General features: G+C 64.3%; 24 protein-coding genes. 10 read left to right on the top strand and 14 right to left on the bottom strand.

Features of this window, described 5'->3' with window-relative positions; translation table 11 throughout:
- Window positions 1–33: 33 nt before the first annotated feature.
- Window positions 34–909: an endonuclease/exonuclease/phosphatase family protein gene (locus KY084_RS12425; protein ID WP_246587103.1), complete on the top strand. Its 876-nt coding sequence runs from the start codon at window positions 34–36 to the stop codon at window positions 907–909.
- A gap of 74 nt (window positions 910–983) precedes the next feature.
- A complete protein-coding gene (locus KY084_RS12430; RefSeq protein WP_219238798.1) occupies window positions 984–1868 on the top strand; it encodes a dienelactone hydrolase family protein in 885 nt (294 codons plus the stop codon).
- Between the two features lie 10 nt (window positions 1869–1878).
- On the opposite strand, the gene KY084_RS12435 is transcribed toward KY084_RS12430, so the two are convergent.
- On the bottom strand, window positions 1879–3867 hold the full coding sequence (locus KY084_RS12435) for an FUSC family protein (protein ID WP_219238799.1): 1989 nt from the start codon (window positions 3865–3867) through the stop codon (window positions 1879–1881).
- A gap of 135 nt (window positions 3868–4002) precedes the next feature.
- On the opposite strand from KY084_RS12435, the gene KY084_RS12440 reads away from it, so the two are divergent.
- Window positions 4003–4584, top strand: coding sequence for a septal ring lytic transglycosylase RlpA family protein (locus KY084_RS12440; protein WP_219238800.1), 582 nt, complete (start codon window positions 4003–4005; stop codon window positions 4582–4584).
- A 17-nt stretch (window positions 4585–4601) separates the two neighbouring features.
- Here KY084_RS12440 and KY084_RS12445 read toward each other — a convergent pair whose 3' ends face one another.
- The 4 genes from KY084_RS12445 to KY084_RS12460 all read right to left on the bottom strand — a co-directional run bounded on the left by KY084_RS12445 (window position 4602) and on the right by KY084_RS12460 (window position 7447).
- Window positions 4602–4970: a YkvA family protein gene (locus KY084_RS12445; RefSeq protein ID WP_219238801.1), complete on the bottom strand. Its 369-nt coding sequence runs from the start codon at window positions 4968–4970 to the stop codon at window positions 4602–4604.
- 81 nt (window positions 4971–5051) lie between these two features.
- Complete coding sequence (locus KY084_RS12450) at window positions 5052–5549, bottom strand: pyridoxamine 5'-phosphate oxidase family protein (RefSeq protein WP_219238802.1); 498 nt, start codon at window positions 5547–5549, stop codon at window positions 5052–5054.
- 154 nt (window positions 5550–5703) lie between these two features.
- A complete protein-coding gene (locus KY084_RS12455) occupies window positions 5704–6882 on the bottom strand; it encodes an acetyl-CoA C-acyltransferase (RefSeq protein ID WP_219238803.1) in 1179 nt (392 codons plus the stop codon).
- 109 nt (window positions 6883–6991) lie between these two features.
- Entirely contained in the window at window positions 6992–7447 is a 456-nt protein-coding gene (locus tag KY084_RS12460; RefSeq protein ID WP_219238804.1) for a MaoC family dehydratase, read from the bottom strand.
- 98 nt (window positions 7448–7545) lie between these two features.
- Between KY084_RS12460 and putA the strand changes: the two genes are divergently transcribed.
- Window positions 7546–10602: a bifunctional proline dehydrogenase/L-glutamate gamma-semialdehyde dehydrogenase PutA gene (gene putA / locus KY084_RS12465; protein WP_219238805.1), complete on the top strand. Its 3057-nt coding sequence runs from the start codon at window positions 7546–7548 to the stop codon at window positions 10600–10602.
- 30 nt (window positions 10603–10632) lie between these two features.
- Here putA and KY084_RS12470 read toward each other — a convergent pair whose 3' ends face one another.
- The 3 genes from KY084_RS12470 to KY084_RS12480 form a co-directional block, all read right to left on the bottom strand.
- Entirely contained in the window at window positions 10633–10776 is a 144-nt protein-coding gene (locus tag KY084_RS12470; RefSeq protein ID WP_219238806.1) for a hypothetical protein, read from the bottom strand.
- Between the two features lie 124 nt (window positions 10777–10900).
- Window positions 10901–12103, bottom strand: coding sequence for a mechanosensitive ion channel family protein (locus tag KY084_RS12475; protein ID WP_246587104.1), 1203 nt, complete (start codon window positions 12101–12103; stop codon window positions 10901–10903).
- A gap of 12 nt (window positions 12104–12115) precedes the next feature.
- Window positions 12116–13135: a DNA topoisomerase IB gene (locus KY084_RS12480; protein WP_219238807.1), complete on the bottom strand. Its 1020-nt coding sequence runs from the start codon at window positions 13133–13135 to the stop codon at window positions 12116–12118.
- A gap of 108 nt (window positions 13136–13243) precedes the next feature.
- Here KY084_RS12480 and KY084_RS12485 point away from each other — a divergent pair, with 108 nt between their 5' ends.
- Window positions 13244–13798 carry a type 1 glutamine amidotransferase domain-containing protein gene (locus tag KY084_RS12485; protein WP_219238808.1) on the top strand — a complete coding sequence of 185 codons (555 nt, stop codon included), beginning with the start codon at window positions 13244–13246 and terminating at the stop codon, window positions 13796–13798.
- Between the two features lie 23 nt (window positions 13799–13821).
- On the opposite strand, the gene KY084_RS12490 is transcribed toward KY084_RS12485, so the two are convergent.
- The 3 genes from KY084_RS12490 to KY084_RS12500 are packed head-to-tail and all read right to left on the bottom strand — an operon-like array spanning window position 13822 to window position 16509.
- Complete coding sequence (locus KY084_RS12490; protein ID WP_219238809.1) at window positions 13822–14925, bottom strand: acyltransferase family protein; 1104 nt, start codon at window positions 14923–14925, stop codon at window positions 13822–13824.
- Entirely contained in the window at window positions 14922–16283 is a 1362-nt protein-coding gene (locus KY084_RS12495) for a putative O-glycosylation ligase, exosortase A system-associated (protein WP_219238810.1), read from the bottom strand. Before KY084_RS12495 ends, KY084_RS12490 begins: the two co-directional genes overlap by 4 nt.
- The gene (locus KY084_RS12500; RefSeq protein ID WP_219238886.1) at window positions 16276–16509 is read right to left on the bottom strand and encodes a hypothetical protein; all 234 of its coding nucleotides are present in this window, start codon (window positions 16507–16509) and stop codon (window positions 16276–16278) included. The genes KY084_RS12495 and KY084_RS12500 overlap by 8 nt, the downstream gene beginning before the upstream one ends.
- 44 nt (window positions 16510–16553) lie before the next feature.
- On the opposite strand from KY084_RS12500, the gene KY084_RS12505 reads away from it, so the two are divergent.
- Both KY084_RS12505 and KY084_RS12510 read left to right on the top strand, forming a co-directional pair.
- Window positions 16554–17753 carry a TIGR04063 family PEP-CTERM/XrtA system glycosyltransferase gene (locus KY084_RS12505; protein WP_219238811.1) on the top strand — a complete coding sequence of 400 codons (1200 nt, stop codon included), beginning with the start codon at window positions 16554–16556 and terminating at the stop codon, window positions 17751–17753.
- A 22-nt stretch (window positions 17754–17775) separates the two neighbouring features.
- Entirely contained in the window at window positions 17776–18675 is a 900-nt protein-coding gene (locus tag KY084_RS12510) for a hypothetical protein (RefSeq protein ID WP_219238812.1), read from the top strand.
- Here KY084_RS12510 and KY084_RS12515 read toward each other — a convergent pair whose 3' ends face one another.
- Together KY084_RS12515 and KY084_RS12520 are read right to left on the bottom strand one after the other, a co-directional pair.
- Window positions 18676–18990 carry a hypothetical protein gene (locus KY084_RS12515; protein ID WP_219238813.1) on the bottom strand — a complete coding sequence of 105 codons (315 nt, stop codon included), beginning with the start codon at window positions 18988–18990 and terminating at the stop codon, window positions 18676–18678.
- Entirely contained in the window at window positions 18987–19172 is a 186-nt protein-coding gene (locus KY084_RS12520; RefSeq protein ID WP_219238814.1) for a hypothetical protein, read from the bottom strand. Before KY084_RS12520 ends, KY084_RS12515 begins: the two co-directional genes overlap by 4 nt.
- 97 nt (window positions 19173–19269) lie before the next feature.
- Between KY084_RS12520 and KY084_RS12525 the strand changes: the two genes are divergently transcribed.
- Window positions 19270–19899 (top strand): S24 family peptidase, encoded by a 630-nt coding sequence (locus KY084_RS12525; RefSeq protein ID WP_343228012.1) that lies wholly within the window; start codon window positions 19270–19272, stop codon window positions 19897–19899.
- Here KY084_RS12525 and KY084_RS12530 read toward each other — a convergent pair whose 3' ends face one another.
- Window positions 19900–20085, bottom strand: coding sequence for a hypothetical protein (locus KY084_RS12530; RefSeq protein WP_219238815.1), 186 nt, complete (start codon window positions 20083–20085; stop codon window positions 19900–19902).
- 174 nt (window positions 20086–20259) lie between these two features.
- Here KY084_RS12530 and KY084_RS12535 point away from each other — a divergent pair, with 174 nt between their 5' ends.
- Both KY084_RS12535 and KY084_RS12540 read left to right on the top strand, forming a co-directional pair.
- Complete coding sequence (locus KY084_RS12535; RefSeq protein ID WP_425516739.1) at window positions 20260–22239, top strand: autotransporter assembly complex protein TamA; 1980 nt, start codon at window positions 20260–20262, stop codon at window positions 22237–22239.
- Window positions 22236–26414, top strand: a complete 4179-nt coding sequence (locus KY084_RS12540) for a translocation/assembly module TamB domain-containing protein (protein ID WP_246587105.1) — start codon at window positions 22236–22238, stop codon at window positions 26412–26414. The genes KY084_RS12535 and KY084_RS12540 overlap by 4 nt, the downstream gene beginning before the upstream one ends.
- Window positions 26415–26458 lie beyond the last annotated feature (44 nt).

Consider the following 26458-nt stretch of genomic DNA (forward strand, 5'->3'; position numbering starts at 1 on the left):
AAATATACTGGGAGCGGGATGATGCGGCGATCGATGGTTCGGGGAATGGTTCTGGCGGCCGGGGCGTTGTTTCTGGCGCAGGCGGCGATGGTTCCCGCACTGGCGGGGACGAAGCAAGCGGCGAGCGATGCGGACGTGTTGAAGGTGATGACGTTCAACGTGCGCTATGCCTCCGACACCGGCGAACATAGCTGGCCCGAACGCCGCCCGGTTTCGATCGCCACGATCCGCGACGCGCATCCCGACCTGATCGGCACGCAGGAACTGTTGAAGCGGCAAGCGGACGACATTTCCGCCGCACTACCCGAATATCGCTGGTTCGGGCGCGACCGGATGGGCGGGCATGATGACGAGCATATGGGGATTTTCTATCGCCCCGACCGGCTGACGCTGCTTCGCCACGGCGAATACTGGCTGTCCGAAACGCCGGAAAAGGCGGGCAGCATGAGCTGGGGCACGGACCTGCCGCGCAACGTGAACTGGGCGGTGTTCGAAACGCAAGGGGCGCAAAAGCATCGCTTCGTCTTCCTCGACACGCATCTGGCGCACCGGCCGCAGGATGCCGATGCGCGCCGCCACCAGGCCGAACTGATCCTGTCGCGCCTGCCGCAAATCGCGCACGGCCTTCCCGTGGTGCTGGGCGGTGACATGAACTCCTGGCCCGACAGCGAGGCATACAAGGTATTTACCGGCGCGCTGACCGATGCGCGCAAGATCGCGGAGCACCGCACCGGCAGCGACAACACGTTTCACGATTTCACCGGGGATGCGGACCGGCGGATCGATTATCTGTTCGTGCGCGGCTTCGACGTCGTGGACGATGCGACGGACAGCTATCATCAGGGGACGACTTATCCTTCGGACCATTTTCCGGTGGTCGCCACGCTGCGTTTCGCCGGAGACAAATAGCGCGCGGCCATGGCTTTAACCCCGGCGGACGACGGTCTATGCTGATGCAGCCGTAGTTTTAAGGAGATGCGGGCATGTGCGATAGCGACGACCTGAAACGCTGGGACGCCAAGCGCGGGTTCGACTGGTCGGGAAACCGGCGGCAGTTCGCTGCGCTGGGCGCGGCGGGGGCGATCGCCGCCTGCACGCGCGGCGCATCGGCCGCAAGCAACGGGCTGATCGAGCATGATGTGACCATCGCGACCGGCGACGGTACGATGGATGCGTTTTTCGTCGCGCCGGAAAGCGGCAGCCATCCCGCCATCGTGACCTGGCCCGATATCGCCGGGCTGCGCGAAGCGTTTCGCGTAATGGCGCGGCGGCTGGCCGGGCAGGGCTATGCCGTGCTGGTCGCCAATCCCTATTATCGCGATGCGAAGGCGCCGCAGTTCGCCGATTTCAGCACGTTCCGGTCGCAGGGCGGGTCCGAAACGGTCGCGCCGTGGCGCGAAAAGCTGACCGCGGCGTCGATCGGCGGCGATGCGCAGGCGCTGATCGGCTGGCTAGACCAGCGGCCCGAGGTCGACAGCGAAAGTAGCGTAGGCACCAATGGCTATTGCATGGGCGGGCCGTTCACCGTGTTCAGCGCCGCCGCGGTGCCGAAGCGGGTGCGCGGCGCGGCATCGCTGCACGGGGCGGGACTGGTGAAGCCGGACGACCCGCAAAGCCCGCACCGGCTGATCGGGCAGGGCGATGCGCGCTACCTGTTCGCGATCGCGCAGAATGATGACGCGAAACAGCCCGAGGCGAAGACTAAGCTGCGCGAGGCGGCGGATTCGGCCGGGCGCGCGGCGGAGGTTGAGGTCTATCCCGCCGATCATGGCTGGTGCGTGATCGACAGCCCCGCTTATGCCAGCCAGCCCGCCGAAAAAGCGTGGGGCCGGATGACCGCGCTTTTCGATGCCACACTGAAAGCGTGATACGCCCGCTCTAAAAGCGAAAGGCGCGGCTTTGCCGGTTGCGGTCGGTCAGCATTCTGGCGGTTTCGGTCATCGCTTCGCCCAGTCCCTGTGCGGCGCGGGTCAGCGCACGCGCCGGATCGGTTTCTTCGCGGGGCAACGGTTCGTCGCGCGCGTCGGCTTCGCCCTCGCCATCTGGCGCATAGCCGGGCCGGGCAAGCGTTTCGAGCCGCCCGGCAAGCGTCTGCCCCGCTGCCAGCGCATCGGGCGGCGGGGGCCAACCGTCCTGCCGGTCGAGCAGACGCACGGCGAGCGCGATTTCGTGCATCCAATAGCTGGCAAGAACCAGTTGCCGCTGCGTCCTGCCGCGCTGGCGGGCGGCGGCGGGGGCAGGGATCAGGCGGAGCGGTTCGATCGCTTCAAGCAGCTGGGCGAGCTTCGCCTCGAAATCGTGCAGCGCGGCAGTTAGCGCCAGCCGGTCGAGCCGCGCGGAGGGCAACGCCGCCTCCAGCGCGTTATGGGCGGCATCGCACAGCACGTTGAACTGATCGCGGGCATGAACATCGGTGCGACGCGGCAGCACCAGCGTGGCGACAATGACTCCGGCCAATGCGCCGATCGCGGTTTCTTCGAAGCGCAGCAGCATCACCTGATCGGTGAACCGCCCGGTGACCGAAAACAGCAGCGCGACGACGACGGTGATCCAGAACGCCATCCATGTATAGGACTGGATAAAGGCGTAGAACACGCAGAAAATCGCCACCGGCATCAGCAATAGCGCGGCATGGGTATTGCCGTGCAGCGCCCAGACCAGCCCCATAGCGACAAGGATGCCGGCAAAGGTGCCGATTGTGCGCTGCATCGATTTGGCGAGCGCCTGACCGCGCGAATAGGTGCCGGTAAACATCACGAAGACAGTGATGACCGCCCAGTACCAGCGATCGGGCGACAGCGCGACGCCGCCCAGAATGGCGAGCGCGGCCGCCGATGCCGACTGGATTGCCGGTCGCCACACTGCCTGTGTCGGCGGCGGCGAAGTGGTTCCGGCGGTGCTGGCGGCATCCAGATCGGGGGGTAGGGTGCGCGCGCGTTCCAGTTCCTCCACCGCTTCGGCAAGCGGGGTGAGCGGCGCGGCGTGGGGAAGCGGCCCTTCGCCGCGTAACCCTTGCGCCAGCCGGCGCATCGCGGCGCGCGTTTCCGGCGCCGCCGCCAGTTCAGGATCGCCTTCGGTCTGCAGCGCCAGCCGCTCGGCAAGCACCAGCGCGGCGATCAGCGCTTCGGCAAGCGGACGATGGGCAAGGCGGCCACCGGGAAGATTTTCCAGTTCGGTTTCGGCGATCGTCACTGCCTGCGCCACCGCGCCGAGCCGCTTGCGCAGCGTATCTGCGTCGCTTCCCGGTTCGAAGCGCGCGGCGCTTTTCAACAGGCGGGCAAGCCGCATGCGGATGGCGATCACCGACCAGCGCATGCGGCGCCATGGCCGGTGCGGCACGACAAGCTGGTGAACGATCAGCGCGCAGGCGGCGCCGACCACCACGCCCGCCCATTGCCAGTGCAGCATCTGCGCATCGGGTTTCAGGAACGCGCCGAAGAAATAGGCGACGTTCGAGGCGAGCCCCATCGGCACCCATGGCCCGCCATATTGGCGCATATACGCGGCAAGCGCGATGACCGCGACAAAGACGGCGTGGTTGATCCATATGGTATGGATCAGCGCCGACAGGGTGAAGCTGACGCCCGCGGCAAAGGCGAGCGCGGCGATTTTTCCTGCCCGCGCGCGCGTTTCGTCATCGCCGATCGCGGCGCAGCAGAATACGGTCACCGGAAAGCCGATCAGGAAATCGAGCGGAGACACGCCCAAAGCCTTCCCCGCGGTCAGCGAGACCAGCAGGGTAAGCAGAAAGGCGAACATCGCCCGCGCGCCGCGCGCAGTACGCAGCATGCCGGGATCGGCACGCACCAGCGCGAGGCGCGTCGGCGCGGGGAGCGCGTTGACGAAGATGGTGAGCAAGGTGGGCACGCCGCTACACAATAGCCGCAGCGCGCTTTTGTGCCATAGGCGAAATAATTTACCCGGATACCGCCGCATCGCGTCGGGCTTTGCGTCGCGTCGCGGGGCTGGCGCGGGGCCCGCGATTTGGGTAGCGAGAGGATCATGGGGTTGCGGCGATCAGCATTGGCGGCGACGGGGGCGGGCATCTTCGCATCCGCCTGCGCCGGGCATGATTACAAGCCGGTCGGCGATTTCCCGGTAAAGGTCGGCAGGCCGTATCACATTGCGGGCAAGACCTATGTTCCGCGCGTCGAGCCTGATTACGACGTGCTGGGCTATGCCAGCTGGTACGGGAATGAATCGGGCGACAAGACCGCCTATGGCGAGAAATTCCGGCCCGACTGGATCACCGCCGCCAACAAGACGCTGCCGCTGCCGACCTATGTCGAGGTTACCGCGCTGGATACCGGCAAGACGATCCTGGTGCGGATCAACGATCGCGGCCCGTTCCGCGCCGGGCGGATCATCGACCTGTCGCGCGGCGCGGCGGAAGAACTGGGCATTCGGCGTCAGGGCTATGCCAGGGTGCGTGTAAAGCGCGTCGATCCGCCTGAAAAGGATCGCAAACGGCTGCGAAAGGGCAAGTCGGCACGCCAGCGTCCCGATGAAAGCGAACGCGCGTTGCAGTCGCTGCGCGCGCAATTCGATGCGGGTATTCGCGACGGCCTTATCCCGCCGGGTTGACTGCTGCGCGCCGCTGGTCAATCCCAGCGGGTGGCGACATAGCCCCAGGCGATCCACGCGACGAGCGCCCAGATCGCAAGCACGATGACCAGCCCCAGCCCGGAGCGCGGGCGGCGCGTTTCGCGCTCCGCCACCGCGCGATGTTCGGCAAGCAGCGTATCGGGCACCATCCGTTCGAACAGCCACAGCCCGGCGGGGATCAGGATGATGTCGTCGATCACGCCCAGAAGGGGAATGAAATCGGGGATCAGGTCGATCGGCGACAGCGCGTAGGCGGCGACGAAAACCCCGACCAGCCGCGCAGGCAGTGGCGTACGCGGATCGCGCACGGCAAGCCATACGGCATGGGCCTCGACATGGAGGCGGTGGACGAGCGACGGCCCCATGGCCGACAGCTTTGCGCCGCGGGCATGGGGCCGGTCAAGCAGACTAATGAAGGCAGTGAGGGGAGGGCTGCCGTGCGACGGTCAGGCCGATGTACCCTCGCGCGTGGTAGCGACCATTTCATGTTCGCCCATCTCGTCCGACTTGATCGTACCGCCGAACAGCATTTTCAGCTTCCCGCCTAACGAAATGTCGGTCTCCCACATTTCGGCAGTGCCGATGTCAAAGCGCAGCAGCGCAAGGTTCGGATCGTTCTTGCCGCCGGGAAACCATGCCTCGACCTGTTTGCTCCACAATTTGTCGATCATACCCGGTTCGTCGGACAGCTTTGCCGTGCCCGAAATGCAGGCGAAGAAATCATGCCCCTTCGACACGAACTGCACCATCGCCGGTCCGCCCCTGGCCGCGCGATTATCCTTTGCGACGAAGAAATAGATCGTGTCGACCTGATCCTTGTCGAGTTGCGCGGTCAACGGCTCGCTATGCTGATTGTCCTTCAGCCCCAGCATCACGAACGGGCTGTCGGCCAGCTTCTTCCAGAAATCGTGCTTCACCTGTTCGGCGGTCTTCTTGTCGGCCATGGTCATCAACTCCCATAAAAACGGTTCGGCAATCGTAACGAGCGGAGCCGCAATGGGGTTGCGTGCGAAAGATGCAGCGATGCCGAAACAGAAAAAGGCGGCGGCTTCGGTATGGAAGCCACCGCCTTCGCTTTCGCCAAGGGGATTGGCGCGCTTACAGCACTTCGAACAGACCGGCCGCGCCCATGCCACCGCCGACGCACATTGTGACGACGACATATTTTGCGCCGCGGCGTTTGCCTTCGATCAACGCGTGTCCGGTGCAGCGTGCGCCGGTCATGCCATAGGGATGGCCGATCGAGATCGACCCGCCATTGACGTTCAGCAGATCATTGGGAATGCCCAGCTTGTCGCGGCAATACAGCACCTGCACCGCGAACGCTTCGTTGAGTTCCCACAGGCCGATATCGTCCATTTTCAGGTTGAAGCGCTCGAGCAGCTTCGGGATCGCGAAGACCGGGCCGATGCCCATCTCGTCGGGCTTCGTGCCCGCCACCGCCATGCCGACATAACGGCCGAGCGGGGTTAGGCCGCGCTGCTGCGCCACCTTTTCCTCCATCAGCACGCTGGCCGAGGAGCCGTCCGAAAGCTGGCTGGCATTGCCCGCGGTGATCGTCTTGTCGGGGCCGACCACGGGTTTGAGCGACTGCAAGCCTTCCAGCGTGGTTTCGGGACGGTTGCCCTCGTCCTTCGCGATGGTGACTTCCTTTTGCGAGACTTCCTTCGTCTCCTTGTCCATCACGTTCATCATCGTGGTGACGGGGACGATCTCGTCGTCGAAATAGCCCTTTTCCTGCGCGTTGGCGGTGCGACGCTGCGATTCGAGCGCATATTCGTCCATCGCTTCGCGGCTGATGCCATAGCGTTCGGCGACGATTTCGGCGGTTTGCAGCATCGTCATGTACGTATCGCCCTGCATCGCGACCAGTTCCTTGTCGGGCGCGATGCGCATTTCGGGCGTCTGGACCGTGCTGATCGAATCCTGACCGCCGCCGATGGCGATATCCATATTGTCGGTGATGATCTGTTTCGCGGCCGTCGCAATCGCCATCAGGCCCGATGCGCATTGCCGGTCGACCGACATGCCCGGAACCGAGGTGGGAAGGCCTGCGCGAAGTAGCGCGAGGCGGGCGATATTGGGGGCTTGGCTGCCCTGTTGCAGCGCGCTGCCCCAGACCACATCCTGCACCTCGCCGCCATCGATGCCGGCGCGCTCGACCGCGGCTTTCAGCGAATAGCTGCCGAGCGTGGGGCCGGGTGTGGCGTTGAACCCACCTTTATAGGCGCGGCCGATGGCGGTACGGGCGGTCGAGACGATTACTGCGGAGCGCATTGGGCTATCCTTCCTAATGTATTTCAGTGGAAAAACCTGGGGGTGGGCAAAAATTCAGAAAAGTCCGCAAGCGGTTGGCTGTGAGGAAGAGGGGCGGGACGGGTCGGCATCAGACGAATATCTGCGAAATCCATTCGGCGATCAGGGCAGGCTTCTCCTCGCCCTCTATCTCTACGGTGTATTCGACTGTTCGCTGCCACTGGCCGGGGCGTTTTTCAGTCAATGACAATAACTTGAAATGCCCGCGCACCCGTGCACCAGATGGGACGGGCGTAAGGAAGCGGACCTTGTTCGCACCATAGTTCACCCCCATCTTGATCCCTTCGACAGCCGGTTCGTCGGTCATTTCCGCGAGCATCGGCATCAATGAGAGCGTAAGGAAGCCGTGCGCGATCGTGCCTTCAAAGGGGGTTTCCTTCGCCGCTTCCGGATCGACATGGATGAACTGGTGATCGCCGGTCGCGTCAGCGAAGCGATCGATCATTTGCTGGGTCACTTCTACCCAGTCTGAAACTCGCGTGGTTCCGACGCGTTGGGCCAGTTCTTCGATAGTAACAGCGTTCATTGGCCCTTTCCCGTCGGCGCTGAATTTGCTCAGTCCCGGCATTCCATAGGCCCGGCCGCGCGCACCCCGCAAGGCCCCGCCCGACCAAAGATAGGAATATGACCACAGACGTAACGTCCGCGGCCCGTAAAACCATGGCTAAGCTCCATCGGGCCCCCGAACCCGATGTTCTAAAACCGATGATCGAGCGTGCGCGACTCGATGCGTCAGAACGGAAACGAATCGTTACCCGCGCCGAAGACCTGATCGAAGATATCCGCGACGCTCAGCATCGAAGCTGGGTTGCGCAGTTCCTGAACGAATATCAGCTCAATTCGCAGGAGGGGCTGGCGCTGATGACGCTGGCCGAGGCGTATTTGCGCGTTCCCGACGCCACGACGTCCGACCTGTTGATTTCCGACAAGCTGGGCGATGCGAACTGGCGTTCGCATTCGCGCAGTTCCAATTCGCGGCTCGTCAACTCCGCCACATTCGGCCTGATTCTTGGCCGCGTGATGGTCGGTGAGGGCGAAGGCGCGGGCGGCGCGGTGAAAAAACTGGTCAGCCGCATGGGCGAACCGTTCGTTCGTCAGGCGGTGGGCGCGGCAATGCGCCTGATGGGCGAGGTCTTCGTGATGGGCCGCACCATCGAAGAAGCGCAAAAACGCATGCGCAAAAAGGAAAATCGCGACTTCACCGCCAGCTTCGACATGCTGGGCGAAGCTGCGCGGACCCAGGTAGATGCCGACGATTTCTACGATTCCTACTGGGACGCGATCCAGAAGGTCGGGCGTGAACCCGATCGCGATCACACCGTGTCGATCAAGCTGTCGGCGCTGCACCCGCGCTATGAAACCAGCCAGTACGACAAATGCGTACCCGAAATCACCGAGCGGCTGAAACAATTGTGCCGCGAAGCGATGCGCCACGATGTCGCGATCACGGTCGATGCCGAAGAGGCCGACCGCCTGGACATGAGCCTGGACGTGATCGGCGCGGTAGGCAAAATGCCCGAATTCAGGGACTGGCATCGCTATGGCCTTGCGGTTCAGGCCTATGGCAAGCGCGCCCGCGCGGTGATCGAATGGGCCGATTCGCTTGGTCGTCCGATGAACGTCCGGCTGGTGAAGGGCGCATATTGGGATACCGAGATCAAGCGCACCCAGGTCGCGGGGCTTGAGGATTATCCGGTCTTCACGCGCAAGGCATCGACCGACACCTGCTATCTTGCCTGCGCCAAGGACATGCTGGAATCGAAGAATATCGGCTGCGCCTTCGCCACGCACAATGCGCTGACCGTCGGCACCATTCTGGAATGGGCCGAAGAACGCCATGGCAAGAACTGGCGCGGCTTCGAATTTCAGCGGCTGCACGGCATGGGCGAGGGGCTGTACGACCGGCTGGTCCATGATGAGGGCTATCACTGCCGCATCTATGCGCCGGTCGGCGGGCACAAGGAGTTGCTCGCCTATCTCGTCCGCCGCCTGTTGGAAAACGGCGCGAATTCAAGCTTCGTCAACCAGCTTGCCGATGAGCAATATGACGATGAGGCGCTGCTCGCCGATCCGGTCGAAAAGACGGCGCAGGTGGGCGGAACGATGCTGCCTGATATTCCGCTTCCCATCGACATCATGGAGAATTGGAAGAATTCGCAAGGCATCGATCTTGCCGATCGCGACACGCTGATCGACACCGCGCGCAAGGTGAACGCGGTCGAATTCGAACCCGAAGGCACCGATGCGGTGCATGAGGACCCGCACCATCCCAGCGGGCGGTCGCGTGCGTTCATCGAATCGACACGCACGTCTAACGAGGACGTTCACGGCGCGATCACCGCGGCGCAGGCTGCCTATCCCGAATGGGATTTGCGACCCGTCGAGGAGCGTGCGGGCCTGCTCGAAAAATTCGCCGACGTGCTTGAGGACAACCGCATCGAACTGATGGGGCTGGTGGTAAAGGAAGCCTTTCGATCCATCCCGGATGCGCTGAGCGAGGTTCGCGAGGCGGCGGATTTCTGCCGCTATTATGCGCATCGCGCTCGGATCGACATGCCCTCGGTTCGCCTGCCCGGTCCGACGGGGGAATATAACGCGATGAAGCTGGAGGGACGCGGCACGTTCGCGACGGTCAGTCCGTGGAATTTCCCGCTGGCGATTTTCGTCGGCCAGAATGCGGCGGCGCTGGTCACCGGCAATACGGTGGTGGCAAAGCCAGCGCCGCAGACACCGACGATCGCCCGCCGCGTCGTCGAACTGGCGCACCAGTGCGGTATTCCGGAAGATGCGTGGAAGCTGGTTACCGGCGGCGCCGATGTCGGCGCCGAACTGATGGCCGATACGCGGATCGCCGGTGTCGCGTTTACCGGTTCGATCGGCACGGCGAAGCGGATTGCCTCGACCCTGCTGGTCGATGAGGAACGGCCGATCATTCCGTTCATCGCCGAAACCGGCGGGGTGAATGCGATGATCGTCGATTCGACCGCACTTCCCGAACAGGTCGCGGCCGATGTAATGACCAGCGCGTTCCAGTCGGCGGGACAGCGCTGTTCGGCGCTTCGCATGCTCATCATCCAGGAAGATGTGGCGGACGAGATGATCGCGATGCTGTCGGGTGCGATGGACATGCTGTATCTGGGCGATCCGGGTGACCCGGCGACCGATGTCGGCCCGGTGATCGACCGGGACGCCTATGACAAGCTGATGAGCTATCGCGAGACGGTGCGTCCGCGCTGGATCAAGACGGTCGAAGCGCCCGAAGAAGGGCTGTTCGTGCCGCCGACGATGATCGCGATCGACGAGGTCGAGGATCTGAACCGCGAATGGTTCGGTCCGCTGATCCATGTCACGACGTGGAAGGCGGGCAGGTTGAAGGAAACGGTGCAGCGCGTAAATGCCAAGGGCTATGGCCTGACCATGGGGCTGCACAGCCGTATCCAGAAATCGGCGGATATCATGCAGACCTGGGGACGGGTCGGCAACATGTACATCAACCGGTCGCAAATCGGCGCGATCGTCGGCAATCAGCCGTTCGGCGGCGAAGGCCTGTCGGGGACAGGGCCGAAAGCGGGCGGGCCGCATTACCTGCCACGCTTCTGCGCCGAACGTGCGGTGTCGATCGACACCACCAGCGCCGGCGGCAACGCTTCGCTGCTCAGCCTGGATACCGGCGAGGTCTGATTGGGTGTGCCGGGTGGCGCCGTGCCGGCTTTACCGCCGGTTCGGGGTCACCCGGTCCCACGCCTTCCACGCAAAAATAGACAGATAGGCGAGCGCGACGATCAGCCCGACAAGGATGACGCCCGCGCCCGTCGCGAGCGCGCGTCCGATGGGGGAAGAGTGAGTCGCGTCCATGATCGGATGCTATAATGCGCCGATATTGCAGTTCGGCGAAACGATTTTCCCGATCCGATGCGTTTGGGCGTGACGAAAAACAGTAAAGGCGGCGGTCGCATCCTTGCGCCGCCGCCTTTTTTCGTCACGAACCGCGGATGGTCGTGGCGGTAGCCTGATCGGCGTCGCCGCCGCGGTCGGCGGGATAGGGGTCGATGGCTTCGCCGGCCGCATTGGCGGTAAAGGTCATCTGGGTCGGATAGGCTATTTCGATGCCCTCATCATTGAAGCGCTGAAGAATGCCGATGCCGATTGCGGTGCGCTTGGCATAGAATTCGGCGTAATCGGGTCCGGCATTGTCGAAAATCACTTCGAAATCGAGGCTCGACGCACCAAAGCCGGTGAACCCGGCGCGAACGAAACTCGCCTCATGCTCTTCCACGATTTCCTTCAGCATGTCGGGGATGCGCGCACACACATCGGGCGGCGTCTGGTAAATCACACCCACGGGGAAATTCTGCCGGCGGTGGTCGCGCCGCGTATTGTTGCTGATTTCCTTGTCGAGCAGGTTGCGGTTCGAAATCGTCCGCTGATCGCCGTCGAACGAGCGGATGCGCGTCGATTTCAGCCCGATGCGCTCGATCGAGCCCGATGTGCCGTCATAATGTACCGAATCGCCCTTGCGGAACGGCTTGTCGAAAATGATCGAAAGCGCGGCGATCAGATCGGCGAAAATCCCTTGCGCGGCAAGGCCGATGGCGATGCCGCCGACGCCCAGACCGGCGACAAGGCCGGTGACATTGACGCCCAGATTGCCCAGCACGACCACAAGCGCGATTGCGAATACCGCGAAGGAAACGAACAGGCGGATGATGCCCATCGCACTGCCCAGCGCGTCGCCATGCGCATCGTCGGCTTCGGTGCGATGTTCGATAAAGCCAAGGATCAGTTCGCGCGCCCAGACCGCGGCCTGGAAAACGGCGGCGATCGTGAACAGGAATGTGATGGTCGTTTCCACCATCGGCGGCGCGTCGGCATAGCCCGACACCAGTTTCGCGGCGACCATGATCATGAAGAAATTGCCGGTCTTTGCGATGGTCCGGCCAAGCAGCGTGCGCCATCCGCCGCGTTCGCCGCCATGATCGTGCAGCCTGCTTCCCCATCCCTTTACTGCGGCGAGGATCAGGTAAATGCCGATCGCGATGCCGATGGCGATCAGGATCTGCAGCCAGTGCGACCCGATCCAGCGGCCCGAATCGGCGAACAGGAAGCCGGCTTGCTCCTTCACCCCTTCGGACGTGATCTTGTTGCTTATCGTGGCGGCGGGCGCCGCGGCGTTGCTGGACAATTGAAACTCCTGTCAGGCTGCTTCGGGCAAGGGCTGCGTCAGGGCAGCTTCCTCTGCCTTCAGGAACGCGATCAGCGCGCGCTCTATCCGGGTAAGGTAGCGCGTGGTGCGCGGCAGGCGAAGCATATCGCGAAAACGGTGCTGACCATCCTTGCACAGATCGATCAGCCGGGGATGGACATAGGATTTGCGCGCGATTGCCGGCGTATTTCCCAGCGCGCGGGTTACCGGTTCGAGCATCGATTTCAGGCTGAGTTTCTTTTCCGCCGTCGCCAGTGCCTCGAACGCGAGTACGCTCGCGCCCCAGGTGCGGAAATGCTTGGCGGTAAAATCCTCTCCCATCGCGGCATGGATATAATCATTCACGTCGGTGGAAGTCACGGGGTGGCATTCGCCGTCATCGTCCAGATAGTGGAACAGATGCTGTTCGGGCAGGTCGTGGCAGCGTTTGACGAACCGCGCCAGCGATCCGTCGGTGATGCGGCACACCCGCTCCTTTCCCGATTTGGCGGTGAATTTCAGGCGCAGCGTGCGCCCCTTCACCGTGCCGTGGCGCTTGCGAAGCGTGGTGGCGCCGAAGCTTTTGTTCGCCTTTGCATAGCCTTCATTGCCGATCCGGACATGGCCAAGATCGAGCAGGCGGACCACTGCCGCGACCGCGCGTTCGCGCACCAACCCATGGCGGCGAAGGTCGCATTCGACCTGTTTGCGCAGCGCGGGAAGGCGGTTGCCGAAATCGATCAGCCGTTCGTATTTCTCCGCCTCGCGCGCCTCGCGAAAATCGGCGTGATAGCGATATTGCTTTCTCCCCTTGTCGTCATAGCCCGTCGCCTGAAGGTGGCATGCGGCATGCGGGGCGAACCATGCGTCGCAATAGGCGGGGGGCAGCGCAATGGCATTCAGCCGGTCGATCTCCTCGCGATCGGTGATCCGGTTGCCTTTCGCGTCCCAATAGCTCCAGGCGTCGTGCCGCGTTTTACGCCGGGTGATGCCGGGGCCTGAATCATCGCAATATCGCAGCTTCGTCGCCATCCGACTCCCTCGTTCAGCGGTTGGAATGCGCGGCTCGTCGCTTCGTTCCGGAACCGCGGGGCCGCTGGTGCGCTTGGATCAGCAACCAGCCCCCAATGGAGACCCTAAATGACTGATATTTCAAACAAGAAAGTGCTGATCGTCGCCACTGACGGTTTCGAGCAATCCGAATTGTTCAAACCGCGTGAGGCATTGCTCGACGCCGGTGCGGAGGTCGTGCTCGCTTCTATCAAAACCGACGAGATCAAGGGCGTGGTCAGCGACACCGATCCCGGCAAGGCGATCACCCCCGACATGACGCTGGGCGAAGTGAACGTCGCCGATTATGACGCGCTGGTGCTGCCCGGCGGCGTCGGCAACCCCGATGCATTGCGCTTGCAGGACGACGCGGTGAAGATCGTCCGCGAATTTCTTGACCAGGATAAAACGGTCGCTGCGATTTGCCATGCGCCGTGGCTGCTGATCGAGGCGGATGTAGTGAAAGGGCGCCGCGCGACAAGCTGGCCCTCGGTGCGCACCGATCTTGCCAATGCCGGCGCGATCGTAGTGGACGAGGAGGTCGTTGTCGACGGCAACCTGATCACCAGTCGCAAGCCCGACGACCTTCCGGCGTTCAACAAGGCGATCATCAACGCGCTGGCCAAAGTGCCCGAAACGGCCTGAATCGCCGCGCGGCGAAGCCAAGATCAGGGGCGGAGCGGCTTGGGTCGCTTCGCCCCTTTGCGTTCGGTGCCGAGCGCGTTGATCCATCGCTGCGCGGGACGTTCGATCAAATGGTACAACGCGATCGAGGACATAAGCGTCAATAGCAGGAACAGCCCGATCAGCGGCCAGGCCACGGCATAGGCATTGTCGACGAATGCGAGTTTGAAGACCTGCCACAGGATGAAATGGCCGAGATAGGTGGCATAGCTGACCTCTCCCAGATAATGGAGTGGCGCGGTTTCGAGCGGGTTGCCGCGCATCCCGCAGCTAAGCGCGAGGAAGAGTAGCGCGGCGACGAAGGCGAGCGGCGCGCCGAGCGTTTCGGGGATTTGCCCGGCAAGTGTCGTCACGCCCGTCAGCAACGCCAGCGCGGCGCAAACCAAGGCTGGCACTACCGGCCGCTCCGCCCAGCGAAGCCATAGCGCGCACAGCGCCGTGCCCGCCGCGAATTCGCACAGGCAGCGCAGAACGCCGAAGCGGGTGATGTCCCACCCCAGCGTCGGCGCGCCGCCGATCGTCATCGCGCCATGGAGCAGCAGCACGAAGCCGGCCACGGCGGAAATTACCAGCGCGGTGGACATTCGCCGCCAGTCGAGCGCCAGCGCGAGCAGCGGGAAGAGCAGATAGGCGGCGAGTTCGGCCGAGATCGACCAGGCGGGATCGTTCCAGCTCAGCCCATCGGTGAGGCCCCAGTCCTGAAGCAGGAAGATGTGCAGCGGCAGTTCGGCAAAGGGATATTCCGCCGGATCGTGCCGCCCGGTTGCGGTAAGCAGCAGCGCCAGCGCCAGCGCCAGCGCGCAACCGAGCATGAACAGATGCAGCGGCCATATCCGCGCGATGCGCCGCTTCCAGAAATACCCCGCCGCTTGCACCCCGCCGCTGCGCAGCCGCTCGCCATAGGTCAGCCAGATGACGAAGCCCGAAAGCAGGAAGAAGAAATCGACCGCCAGATACCCCTTGGCGAAAATGCCGAGCGCCCAGTCGGGCAGCCCGTCGATCGACCGGCGGATATGGTAGAGAACGACGAACCAGGCGGCGATCCCGCGCACGCTGGTCAGTGCTTTGAGTTCGGGCCGGGCGGTCATGGCAGCGCGGCTTCGGGCGCGGTCCGGCGCGCGCGCAGCGGCCGCCACGCGGTTTCGCTACGCTTGCGCGCCAGATAGGTGTCCAGCCCGATCTGCGCGCCGATCAGCATATAGACGAATGGCTGGAACGCGATCGCGATGAACGCCGCGCCGAGAAGATAGATGAGGTGCGCATGTTCCAGCGCGCTGGCAAGCGGCGAAATCCATTCCTCGCCCTGCGCCGGCCTGGCATAGCGGCGGCGCAGCACCTCCATGCGCAGGATGCCGATACCGTTGATCAGCAGCCACAGCGCAAGGCCGGGATAGCCCTGTTCGCCCAGCATTTCAAAATAGGCGCTGTGATAGGCTCGCGCCGAATCGACCGTCAGCGACCGGTCGACCTGCCGATTGTCTGCCGTGCCTTCCAGCTTCACCGTGTCATAGCGGATATGGTTCTGGCGATAGGCTTCGAACCCGCCGCCCATCGGGTGTTTCTTCGCGTAATCGATCGTCCATTTCCACACTGCGAGCCGGGTCGAGGCGCTTTCATCTCCCTGATAGCTTTTGATCGTTTCCATCCGCTGGGTGAAGGCGCTGGGCAGGAAGGGGGTCGCGGCAAGGCCAAGCACGGCGGCCCCGGAAAGATAGAGCAGCCGCCGCTTCGCATCGCGCAGCATCAGGAAGAACAGCAGGACGATGCACAACAACCCCGTCCGGGTGGAGGTGCCGACCGGGATCAGCAGGCAGGCGAAGACCAGCGCATAGCAGAACAGCTTCACCTTCCAGTCGCGGGCGAAGATGGTGCCATATTTCGGGAACCACAGGATCAGCGGGATGATCGCGATGGCGACGGTGGAAATGGTCGACCCTTCGTACAACCCCGAATTGTTGCTGATCATCAGGTCGAGCTGGCCATAGCCGCCGCCCGAACCGAGCGTCTTTATGCCGCCGGTGATGATGATCGACGCGGCGGAAATCACCATGAAGGTCAGCAGCGCCTCTATCCGCAACCGGGTGCGTAGCGTGAGCGGCAGGAAAATCGCGAAGGCAAGCGCCTTCCACACCCAGTCCCATTTATCGGGCGCGGCAAGCGGGAAATCGGCATGGATCGTGGTGTACCAGCAATATAGCAGCAACAGCGCCATCAGGAACTGGCGTGGGGCAAGCCGGGTGTCGCGCTTGTCGTCAAAGGCGATCCAGCCGGCGACCGCGCAGGCGGCGGCGAGCAGCGAGACCGGAATCGAATTGAGCAGGAAATAGGTCAGCCGCTGGGGCGATACGATGTCGATATAGACGTATGCGAGCACGAACAGGAACGGGCGGCGAAAGCCCATGCCGAACAGCGCCGCCAGAAAGCCGATAAAGGCAAGGTCACGCACGCTTGCCGCCCCACCGCCCTTTGCGCGGCGCGTCGGCATCGTCCTGCGGGCCGGGTTCGGAATCGAGATCGTCGCGGCGCAGGAGCAGCCACGCCGCCAGCATCAGCAGGCCATGGGTGAGGCCGAGCGAGAAATTGTCGATCATCGTCTTGCGCGCTTCGCCTTGATGGTTGCGGACGCTGCGGGGCGTTCCCCGCGCGTCGCCGACACTGTCTAAACAGGGCAAGTTGACGGCGCGTTAAACACTTTCATGGCAAGGCGACGGCCACGATGCGAATCCTCCACGTCCTCGACCATTCGCTGCCGCTGCACAGCGGTTACAGCTTTCGAACCCGTGCGATCCTGAAGGCGCAGATTGCACATGGCTGGACGGTTGCGGGGGTAACCGGTCCGCGTCAGAACGAAGCCGGCGAAGCCGAGGCAGCGTGCGAACGCTTTGACGGGCTGGATTTCTATCGCACGCCGACGCCGCCAGTACGGCGCGCGGGCATCTCCGAATGGCGGGAAGTGAACGCTTTTGCGCGACGAATCGACAGTGCGATCGAGGCGTTCCGGCCCGATATCCTGCACGCCCATTCGCCGGTGCTCGACGCGTTGGCCGCCGAAAGGGCGGCGAAACGCCATGGCCTGCCCTGGCTGTACGAAATACGCGCTTTCTGGGAGGACGCCGCGGTCGGGATCGGCACCGGGCGCGAGGGATCGGCAAAATACCGCCTTACCCATGCGCTGGAAACGCGGGCGGTGAAGCGGGCGGGCGCGGTCGCGGTGATTTGCGAGGGGCTTCGCGACGACCTTATCGCGCGCGGCGTCGATCCTGCCAGAATCATGCTGTCGCCCAATGGCGTCGATATGCATCTGTTCGGCGATCCCGCGCCCTGCGACGCCGCCTTGGCGCGCGAGCTGGGAATCCATGGTGCCGAGGTGATCGGCTTTATCGGCAGCTTCTATGACTATGAAGGGCTGGACGACCTGATTGCCGCGATGCCGGTGCTGGTGGCGAGACGGCCCGATGCGCATCTGGTGCTGGTCGGCGGCGGCCCGGCCGAAGCGGCGCTGCGCCGTGCGGCGGAAGCGTCGGATGCACGCGCGCATATTCATTTCACCGGACGCGTGCCGCATGACAGAGTCGAACGCTATTACGGCCTGATCGACATTCTGGTATATCCACGCAAGCGGATGCGCCTGACCGAACTGGTCACACCGCTCAAACCGTTGGAAGCGATGGCGCAGCGCAGGCTGGTCGCCGCATCGGATGTCGGCGGGCATCGCGAATTAATCCGCGACGGGGAGACGGGAACGCTGTTCCCGCCCGGAAAACCCGCCGCCATGGCCCGCGCGCTCGCCGATATATTCGCCGACCGGGCAATGTGGGACGAGCGCCGCGATGTGGCGCGTGCTTATGTCGAGCGAGAGCGTAGCTGGTCGTCAAATATTTCTCGTTATCAACCCGTTTACCAATCGCTTTTATAAAAGTCAGCGAAACGGAAATGTTATGACTGCGCATCCCTTCCATTCCTTCGCCAGGCCGCCCATCGCGGCACTGCTGCCGGTCGCTGCCGGATGCGTCGCGGCGCTGGCGGTGATCGCGTTGCCGCAGCCGGTGGTCGAACACGCGATCATGCACAGCGGTATTCCGGCGCTGATTCCTGCCGCCGCGCCGCCGCTGGGTGCGACGGCTCGCGCCGCGCTGGCGCTGGCGGCCGCCGTGGCGCTGGCCGCCGCCGCCTTTTTCGCGATCGGCGCGTTTGCGATGTTGAATTCGGGCCGGGAAGCGCAGGGCAAGGCACCGGCCTATCGCCGCGCCGACGCGCATCCCGATGCGCCTTTCCGCGAACCGCTGCGCGTGTCGCGCGATCTTGAAGACGGGTTTTCGGGCGGGTTTGCCGGCGATGAACCGCCGGTACCCAGCGAGGCACTATGGACCGACGCCGAGGGCGAGTCGCTGCCGATGAGCGAACGGCCCGCGCCGCCGCGCCCCGAAGCGCAGGACGTGCCGGTCGACCTTAATCAGCGGCTTGCCGATTTCGATCCCGATTCGGTGCCTGATTGTCCGCGCGCGCCTCCCGAACCGATCAAGCCGCTCAGCCGTCCGCAGACCTTCGATATCGGCGACCGGTTCGAAACCTTCGAACTGATGCCGCCACCTCGTTCCGCTTCGCAGCCGACTCCGATTCCCGCCGCCTATGCACTGAGCGGGAAAGCGGCGGAGGAGGCCTGTTTCCCGATGACCGCGCCCGAAACCGACGCGAGTGTCCACGCGCTGCTCGATCGGCTGGAGCGCGGGATCGCCCGGCGCGATTCGGGAAGTGCCGACCGGGCGCGCAGCCGCGCTTACGGGGCGGGGCTGACCAGCACGCTCGACGATCTGCGCAGGATGGCGGTCGGCGGCTGATCAACGATCTTCCACGGTGAGCGCCTGAAGCCGGACGATTTTGCGCTCTCCCTCAAAATGAACATGATCGATCGCGAGGTCGGCAACGAGGTGACCGCTTAGCGGAAAATCGGCGTCGGGCAGCGCGACAAGCCAGTCGCGACCCGCTTCGTCTGTGCACAGCGAAAGCGTTATGGTGTGGCGCGCGCCGGTGAAGGTCACGCTTGCCCAGCGCTCCCAATCTGCGCCAATCAGCGCCGGGTCGCACCCCGCCTCGGCGGCGGAACGAAGCAGCGCGCGTTCAAGCAGCGTCGCGGCGTCGGGACCGCGGCTCATCGACGCGGCTCCGCATGGCGTTCCATGAAGGATTCCACACGTTCGACCATCGACTGGCGCGGCTCGCGCCCGTTGCGCAGATCATGCACCAGCCGAGGGTCGCCCACCGCGAGCCGTCCGAACTTGCTGGGCGGCATGTCGGTGCGGCGCAAATAGCATTCGATTTTCCAAAGCAAGGCCATCACGTTTCGTTTTCCCCTCGATTCGACCAATGATGTTCTTTGTCTGTTCCTTGAAATCCTACTTGTCTAGGATATTTCCTATGGATAGAGTGCGGGCGTGGAAAACAGTGATCCCCGGGCCGCGCTCGATGCGCTGGTCGTCGAACATGGCGAAAGCTATGCCGCCCTGTCGCGCATGATCGGGCGCAACGATGCCTATCTTCAGCAATATGTGCGTCGGGGCAGCCCGCGCATGCTTGCCGAATCCGACCGGCGCGCGCTTGCCGGCTATTTCGGCGTGCCCGAAACGCGGCTCGGCGGGCGTGAAACGCTATCGCCCGGTGTGACTGTGCCGCTGCTCGATGTCGCCGCCGCAGCCGGTGCGGGCAGCTTGCTTGCTCAGGAGGACGATGCGCGCGGGCGGCAATTCGATCCCGCGCTGCTGCGCTTTCTGGGTATTCGGCCCGCCGATGCGACGGTGATCGGCGTCACCGGCGATTCGATGTCGCCGACGCTGGAACATGGCGACGAGATTCTGGTCGACCGCGCATCGCGCGTGATCGGCAAGCGCCCGGCGTTGTTCGTGTTGCGGCTGGAGGGTGTGCTGATGGTCAAGCGGTTGTCGCGCGCCGGGGATCGGATCGCCATCGCCAGCGATAATCCTGCCTATCCCCCGATCAGGCCGCAACCGGTGTCGGCAGTCGATGTGATCGGCCGCGTCGCCTGGCTGGGCCGCGTACCGGGCTGATCAGCGAGTGCGCCTGCGATCGAAAAGGTAGATGGCAAGTGCGATCATCGCCCCGACGCCCACACCGATCACCGCGCCCGCGACCGGCTGACCCAGCGCAAGGCCGATTATCGCGCCGCCCAGAATGGCGATTGCCAGCGGTGCCCCCCCGGCGACGGGATTGGATTTCGGATCTTTGGCGGACATGATCGCTTCTCTTCGCATGTCCCGCCTGTCGATGCCAGCACGCCCCAATGGTTCGGCTGGCATGGCATCCGATCGAACGGCGCATGGCAGGGGTTGCGGCGGATCGCGCCACCGGCACGATGCATTGAGAAACCGGTATGTCCGGGCAAGGCGGTAGGCGATTGTGCGGCGCCCATGACTCGGGCTAGGACGGTGCCCATGTATCGCCCGGTTCCCCGGCGGGCCGGGACAGCCGGCGCCGGTATCTTGCTGCTTTTTCAGCCGATTGCCGCGCATGGCCAAACTGCGTCGCAATCCGCGGCTGCGTCGCAGGATCGCTCGCTCGATCCGACGTCGCCGCTCGACGCGATGCCCGATCTGGGGGTCGAATGGCCCGATTTGTCGCAGGAAGCGCCGGAGCCTGTGGCGACCGGCCCGCGCATGACCGGTGCCGAAACCCGCTACAGCTATCGGATCGACGGGCTGGACGATGTCGAGGCGGACCGGATTCGCGAACGCTTCGAATCGCTTTCCGCGCTTGCCCAGCATCACGGCGACCCGGCGAGTCCGGCCCAGCTTGACCGCCGCGCCGGTCAGGATGCCGACCTATTGAAGGAATTGCTGCGCGCGGCAGGCTATTATGATGCCGATGTCGTGGTGGAGGTCGACCAGCAACAGGCCGAGCCGGCGGTGGTGCTGCACGTCGATCCGCGGCGACGCTATACCTTCGGGCAGGTGCAGCTTGCCGGAATCGCTGATACCGGCAGCCATGAGGACGACCTGCGAAAGGCGTTCGGTCTGAACGCCGGCGACCCCGTCGATGCCGACCGGATTGATGCTGCGACCACCGCGCTGCGCGAGCGTATCCACGACACCGGTTTCCCCTTTGCCAAAGTCTCCGATCCGCAACTGACCGTCGATCATTCGAGCGGCACCGCCACGCTTGCGCTGAACATCAGTCCCGGCGGGAACCGCGCCTTTGGCAAGATTATCACGCCCGACAACGGCGTGTTCGGCGCCGACCATGTTCAGGCGATTGCGCGGTTCGATCCCGGCGACGTGTATGACGAGGAAAAGGTCGATGACCTGCGCCGCGCGATCATCCAGACCGGACTGGTTTCCTCCGTCCGGATTACGCCGGTCGAGGGGGAGAGCAGCGACCAGGTCGACCTGAACGTTGCCATGGAGCCGGCCCCGCCACGCACCATCGCGGGCGAGCTGGGATATGGCACAGGCGAGGGCGCGCGCGCGGAGGCGAGCTGGACCCATCGCAACCTGTTCCCGCCGGAGGGCGCGTTGACGCTGCGCGGCGTGCTTGGCACGCGCGAACAGCTCGCCAATGTGATCTTCACGCGTCACAATGTCGCCGGGCGCGACCGGGTGCTCACCGCTCAGGTCGCGGCGACGCATGTCGACCGCGATGCGTACGAGGCTCGAACGCTTCAGATATCGGGGTCGCTGGAGCGGCAGACCAACATTTTTTTCCAGAAGAAATGGACCTGGTCGCTCGGTGCGGAACTGCTCGCCAGCAACGAACGCGACGTCATCGTATCGACCGGCGAACCGCGCGAGCGGACCTATTTCATCGCTGCGCTTCCCGGAACGCTCACCTATGACGGGTCGGACGACCTGCTCAATCCGACGCGCGGGTTCCGGCTGGGTGGGCGCATTTCGCCCGAACTGTCGCTGTCGGGTAGCGCGTTCGGCTATACCCGCGTTCAGTTCGACGCAAGCGCCTATCAGCCGCTGTCGGACCGGCTGGTGCTTGCCGAACGGACGCGGCTGGGCACCATTGTCGGCGCGCCGCGCGATGCGGTTGCCCCCTCGCGGCGTTTCTATGCCGGCGGCGGCGCGTCGGTGCGCGGCTATGGCTATCAGGATATCGGGCCGCGCGACCCCAACAACGATCCGATCGGCGGCCGCAGCCTTGCCGAATTTTCGATCGAGGCGCGGGTACGGGTTTTCGGCAATTTCGGGGTCGTGCCGTTCCTTGATGCCGGTAACATCTATACCGACGTTATCCCGACCCTCTCGAACCTTCGCTTCGGCACCGGGCTGGGCGTGCGTTATTATTCCAGCTTCGGCCCGATCCGGGTCGATGTCGGCACGCCGCTGAACCCGCAATCGGGCGATCCGCGCATCGCGGTATATGTTTCGCTGGGACAGGCATTTTGACCGACGAACCCGAACCGGTTCCGGGCGAAGAGGAAGAACAGCCGCTCCGTCGGCGTCGCGGGCGGTTGCGCTGGGTCCGGCGCGGCGTGGCGACAGTCATTTTGCTCGCGACGCTGCTGGTCGCCGCAGCGGCGCTGCTCGACACCGATATCGGCCATCGCTTCGTCGCCGACCGGATCGCCGCGCTGAAACCGGCAAACGGATTGCGGTTCACGGTCGGGCGGATCGACGGATCGCTATATTCGAACGCCCGGATCAGCGACCTCACCATTTCCGATGCGAAGGGCGTGGTCCTGCGCGCGCCGGTGGTAAAGCTCGACTGGACGCCGCTTGCCTGGCTTGACAACCGGTTGTCGATCCAGCGGCTGGTTGCGCCGCGCGCGACGCTTTACAAGCTGCCCGAACTGGAAAAAACCGGGCGGAACGGGCCTATCCTCCCGGGATTCGATATCCGGATCGGACGTTTCGCGATTGAAACGCTGACCATCGATGAAAAATTGCTTGGCACCCGGCGTCAGGGACGGCTGACCGCGGCCGCCGATGTCCGTTCGGGCCGGGCGCTGATCGATCTGGTCGCGCGGATCGACGGCAGCGACCGGGTGCTGGCCAAAATCGACGCTGCGCCCGACGATAACCGCTTCGATATCGATGTGGCGGCGAGCGGCAGCGCGAAGGGCATGCTGGCAAAGCTGACCGGCATCGCCAAGCCGATGGCGCTGCGCATCGGTGGCGACGGGACGTGGCAGCGCTGGGCAGGTGCGGCGCGGATGGTGGCGGGCGATACACGCGTCGTCGATTTGCGCATCGGCAACCGGGCGGGTGAATATGGCCTGTCCGGCACGCTGGACCTGCAAACGATCACCAAGGGCAAGGTGCAGCGGCTTTCCGCGCCGAAACTGACCGTTCGCGGCAAGGCGACGCTGGCCAATCGCCGGCTGGCGGGTACACTCGACCTGGATTCCGCCGCGATCCGCATCGAAAGCAGCGGGACGATCGATCTGGGCAAGTCGCTGTACCGCAACGTTCGCGTGCGTGCGCAGCTTCGCCGGGTCGCGGCGCTGTTCCCCGGCACGGCGGGGCGGGGCGTGGAGATACGCACGATCCTCGACGGGCCGTTCGATACTGCGCATTTCGATTACCGGGTAGAGGCTGAGCGGTTCGCGGTCGGCGATACCGGGTTCGAACGCGTGCGCGCGGCAGGGCAGGGCAGGCTTTCCGATCCGCCGGTTACGGTTCCGCTAAGCCTAAGCGCGGCCCGGGTAACCGGGGTGGGCGATGTGGCGGGCGGCATATTGCGCAACCTGTCGGTCGAGGGCGCGCTGCAAGTGACGGGCGACCGGCTGACCGGCAACGGCCTTCGCGTACGATCGGACAAGCTGAGCGGCAGGTTGATGCTGTTTGTCGACCTGAAGACCGGCCGGTTCGAAGCATCGATGGCGGGCGGGCTGCACCGCTATCTGATCCCGGGACTTGGCATCGTCGAGGTTGATTCGGACCTTACCGCCACGCCCGTTCCCGGCGGCGGCATTCGTGTTGCCGGGCGGGGCAGCGCGCGGATGATCCGGCTCGACAATGGATTTTTCCGCTCGCTGATGAAAGGGCTGCCCCGCATCACCACGCATCTGGAGCGCGGGCCGGACATGGTGCTGCACTTCACCGGTCTCGAACTTACCTCGCCCGCGCTCCACCTGCGCGGCAATGGCTATCGCAGGCGCGACGGCACTTTCCATATCGAGGCGCGCGGCGAGCATCAGGATTACGGCCCGTTGACCGTGACGCTGGACGGGAAGATCGACCATCCGACGCTGGATATCCATTTCGATCATCCCAATGATGCGCTGGGGCTGAACGATGTCACCACGCATCTCGAACCCACCGATCAGGGCTTTGCCTTTACCGGGGCGGGGGAATCGCGTCTGGGGCCATTCGCCATCGGCGGCGACATTCTGCTGCCGTCCGGCGGCACGGCGCAGATCGCGATCCGTCGGCTGGCGGTCAGCGGCACCGAAGCACAGGGGACGCTGGACATCGTCGATGGCGGCTTCGCCGGGGAGTTGAAGGTGGCGGGCGGCGGCCTGTCGGGTGGACTGACGCTTGGCGTGCAATCGGACATGCAGCGGATTACCGGCACGATCCGCGCGCGCGATGCGCGGCTGGGCGGCGATATCGGCGTGGCGCGCGGAAAGACCGATTTCGACCTGCTGCTCGACCCCGAAGGCACGCATGTCGATGCCACGGCCGTTGCGCGCGGCGTGCGCAGCCATGGCCTGATGCTGGAGCGGCTGGCGGGCAATGTGACGCTGCGCGGCGGGGACGGTACGCTTCGCGCTTCGCTGGCTGGCAGTCGCGGGCGCAGTTTTGAAATACAGACGCAGACGGAAATCCATCCCGACCACTATCGCTTCGGCGCGCAGGGCACGCTGGACGGCAAACCCATCCGGCTCAGTAACCCCGCGCAGATCAGCCATGACGAGAATGGCTGGCATCTGGCGCGCACCGGTATCGCCTTTGCAGGCGGCGAAGCGCATGTGTCGGGCAGTTTCGGGGGCGACGCCACCAGCTTTGACGCATCGTTGACCAAAATGCCGCTGTCGGTGCTCGATATCGGCTATCCCGGATTGGGGCTGGGCGGAACGGCGTCGGGCACGCTGCATTATGCGGCGGGAGAGGCAGGACCGACCGGGAAGGCGAATGTGACCGTGCGCGGATTGACCCGGTCAGGTCTGGTGCTGTCCTCCACCCCGGTCGATCTTGGTGTTGGCGCGCTGTTGCAACCGGGCAAGGCGGCGGCGCGCGCGGTGGCGGTGAGCAGCGGGAAAACGATCGGGCGCGGTCAGATCCGCCTGAATCCGCAAGGCGCGGGCAGCCTGATCGAGCAGTTGAGCAGCGCGCCGATGTTCGCGCAGTTGCGCTATGATGGCCCGGCGGACACGCTGTGGCGGTTGAGCGGGATCGAACTGTTCGACCTGACCGGCCCGGTGGCGATCGGTGCCGACCTTTCGGGCACGCTGAATGACCCGCGCATCCGCGGATCGCTGAACACCAGTTCGGCGCGGATTCAAAGCGCGGCAACCGGTACGGTGCTTGCCGATGTCGCGGCAAGCGGGCGCTTTGACGGATCGCGGCTGATCCTCGACAAATTTTCCGCCGATGACGGACATGATGGTAAGGTCAGCGGATCGGGCGGTTTCGAATTTTCTCGCGCGCGCGGCGTCGGCATCGACCTTTCGGTTCAGGCCGAAAAGGCGCGGCTGATCGACCGCGATGACATTGCGGCGGTCGTCACCGGCCCGCTGCGCATTCGTTCGTCCGGATCGGGGGGGCAGATCTCGGGCGATATCCGACTGGTGAGCAGCCGCTATCAGCTTGGCCGGGCGACGGCGGCGACCGAAATTCCGCAGATCGAAACGCACGAAATCAACCTGCCCTACGGTACGGATGTCGAAGAGACACCGGATCGCCCGTGGAAGCTGGATGTGAATGCGCGCGCCAAGGGGGCGATGATGGTGCGCGGACTGGGGCTGGACAGCGAATGGTCGGCGGACCTGCATATCGGTGGTGAACCGACGAACCCCGCCATTACCGGTCGCGCCGACCTGATCCGCGGCGATTATGATTTTGCCGGACGCACCTTCGATCTCGATCGCGGCATTATCCGTTTCAGCGGTGCCGTGCCGCCCGATCCGGCGCTGGACATCTCGGCCGATGCCGATACCGACGATGTTAACGCCACGATCCGCGTGACCGGCACCTCTTCCAAGCCGGAAATCAGCTTTACCAGCACGCCCGCGCTTCCCGAGGACGAGCTGCTTTCACGGCTGTTGTTCGGCACGTCGATCACCAATCTGTCGGCGCCGGAGGCGCTGCAGCTGGCGAGCGCGGTCGCGGCGTTGCAAAATGGCGGCGGTGGGCTTGACCCGATCAACGCGGTGCGCCGCGCGGCGGGCCTCGACCGGCTTCGCATCCTTCCCGCCGATGCGCAGACGGGGCAGTCCACCGCGCTGGCGGCGGGCAAATATCTCACCCGGCGCACCTATGTGGAGATCATTTCGGACGGGCAGGGCTATTCGGCGACCCGAACGGAGTTTCAGATCACCCGCTGGCTTTCGCTACTTGCATCGGTTTCGACGATCGGGCGGCAAAGCGTCAATGTGCGCGTGTCGAAGGATTATTAGCGCAGGGCTATCGTTGCTCCATCGCCGGTGATCGGTTGCAACTC

The organism is Stakelama flava (assembly GCF_019351405.1).
In the GTDB taxonomy this organism is placed as follows: Bacteria; Pseudomonadota; Alphaproteobacteria; order Sphingomonadales; family Sphingomonadaceae; genus Sphingomonas; species Sphingomonas flava_A.

Excerpts from the sequence above, each read along its gene's own strand:
- KY084_RS12425 (WP_246587103.1), top strand. The coding sequence starts at position 34 with ATGGTTCGGGGAATGGTTCTGGCGGCCGGGGCGTTGTTTCTGGCGCAG.
- KY084_RS12430 (WP_219238798.1), top strand. The coding sequence starts at position 984 with ATGTGCGATAGCGACGACCTGAAACGCTGGGACGCCAAGCGCGGGTTC.
- KY084_RS12440 (WP_219238800.1), top strand. The coding sequence starts at position 4,003 with ATGGGGTTGCGGCGATCAGCATTGGCGGCGACGGGGGCGGGCATCTTC.
- KY084_RS12445 (WP_219238801.1), bottom strand. The coding sequence starts at position 4,970 with ATGGGGCCGTCGCTCGTCCACCGCCTCCATGTCGAGGCCCATGCCGTA.
- KY084_RS12450 (WP_219238802.1), bottom strand. The coding sequence starts at position 5,549 with ATGGCCGACAAGAAGACCGCCGAACAGGTGAAGCACGATTTCTGGAAG.
- KY084_RS12455 (WP_219238803.1), bottom strand. The coding sequence starts at position 6,882 with ATGCGCTCCGCAGTAATCGTCTCGACCGCCCGTACCGCCATCGGCCGC.
- KY084_RS12460 (WP_219238804.1), bottom strand. The coding sequence starts at position 7,447 with ATGAACGCTGTTACTATCGAAGAACTGGCCCAACGCGTCGGAACCACG.
- putA (WP_219238805.1), top strand. The coding sequence starts at position 7,546 with ATGACCACAGACGTAACGTCCGCGGCCCGTAAAACCATGGCTAAGCTC.
- KY084_RS12470 (WP_219238806.1), bottom strand. The coding sequence starts at position 10,776 with ATGGACGCGACTCACTCTTCCCCCATCGGACGCGCGCTCGCGACGGGC.
- KY084_RS12480 (WP_219238807.1), bottom strand. The coding sequence starts at position 13,135 with ATGGCGACGAAGCTGCGATATTGCGATGATTCAGGCCCCGGCATCACC.
- KY084_RS12485 (WP_219238808.1), top strand. The coding sequence starts at position 13,244 with ATGACTGATATTTCAAACAAGAAAGTGCTGATCGTCGCCACTGACGGT.
- KY084_RS12490 (WP_219238809.1), bottom strand. The coding sequence starts at position 14,925 with ATGACCGCCCGGCCCGAACTCAAAGCACTGACCAGCGTGCGCGGGATC.
- KY084_RS12505 (WP_219238811.1), top strand. The coding sequence starts at position 16,554 with ATGCGAATCCTCCACGTCCTCGACCATTCGCTGCCGCTGCACAGCGGT.
- KY084_RS12510 (WP_219238812.1), top strand. The coding sequence starts at position 17,776 with ATGACTGCGCATCCCTTCCATTCCTTCGCCAGGCCGCCCATCGCGGCA.
- KY084_RS12515 (WP_219238813.1), bottom strand. The coding sequence starts at position 18,990 with ATGAGCCGCGGTCCCGACGCCGCGACGCTGCTTGAACGCGCGCTGCTT.
- KY084_RS12520 (WP_219238814.1), bottom strand. The coding sequence starts at position 19,172 with ATGGCCTTGCTTTGGAAAATCGAATGCTATTTGCGCCGCACCGACATG.
- KY084_RS12530 (WP_219238815.1), bottom strand. The coding sequence starts at position 20,085 with ATGTCCGCCAAAGATCCGAAATCCAATCCCGTCGCCGGGGGGGCACCG.
- KY084_RS12535 (WP_425516739.1), top strand. The coding sequence starts at position 20,260 with ATGACTCGGGCTAGGACGGTGCCCATGTATCGCCCGGTTCCCCGGCGG.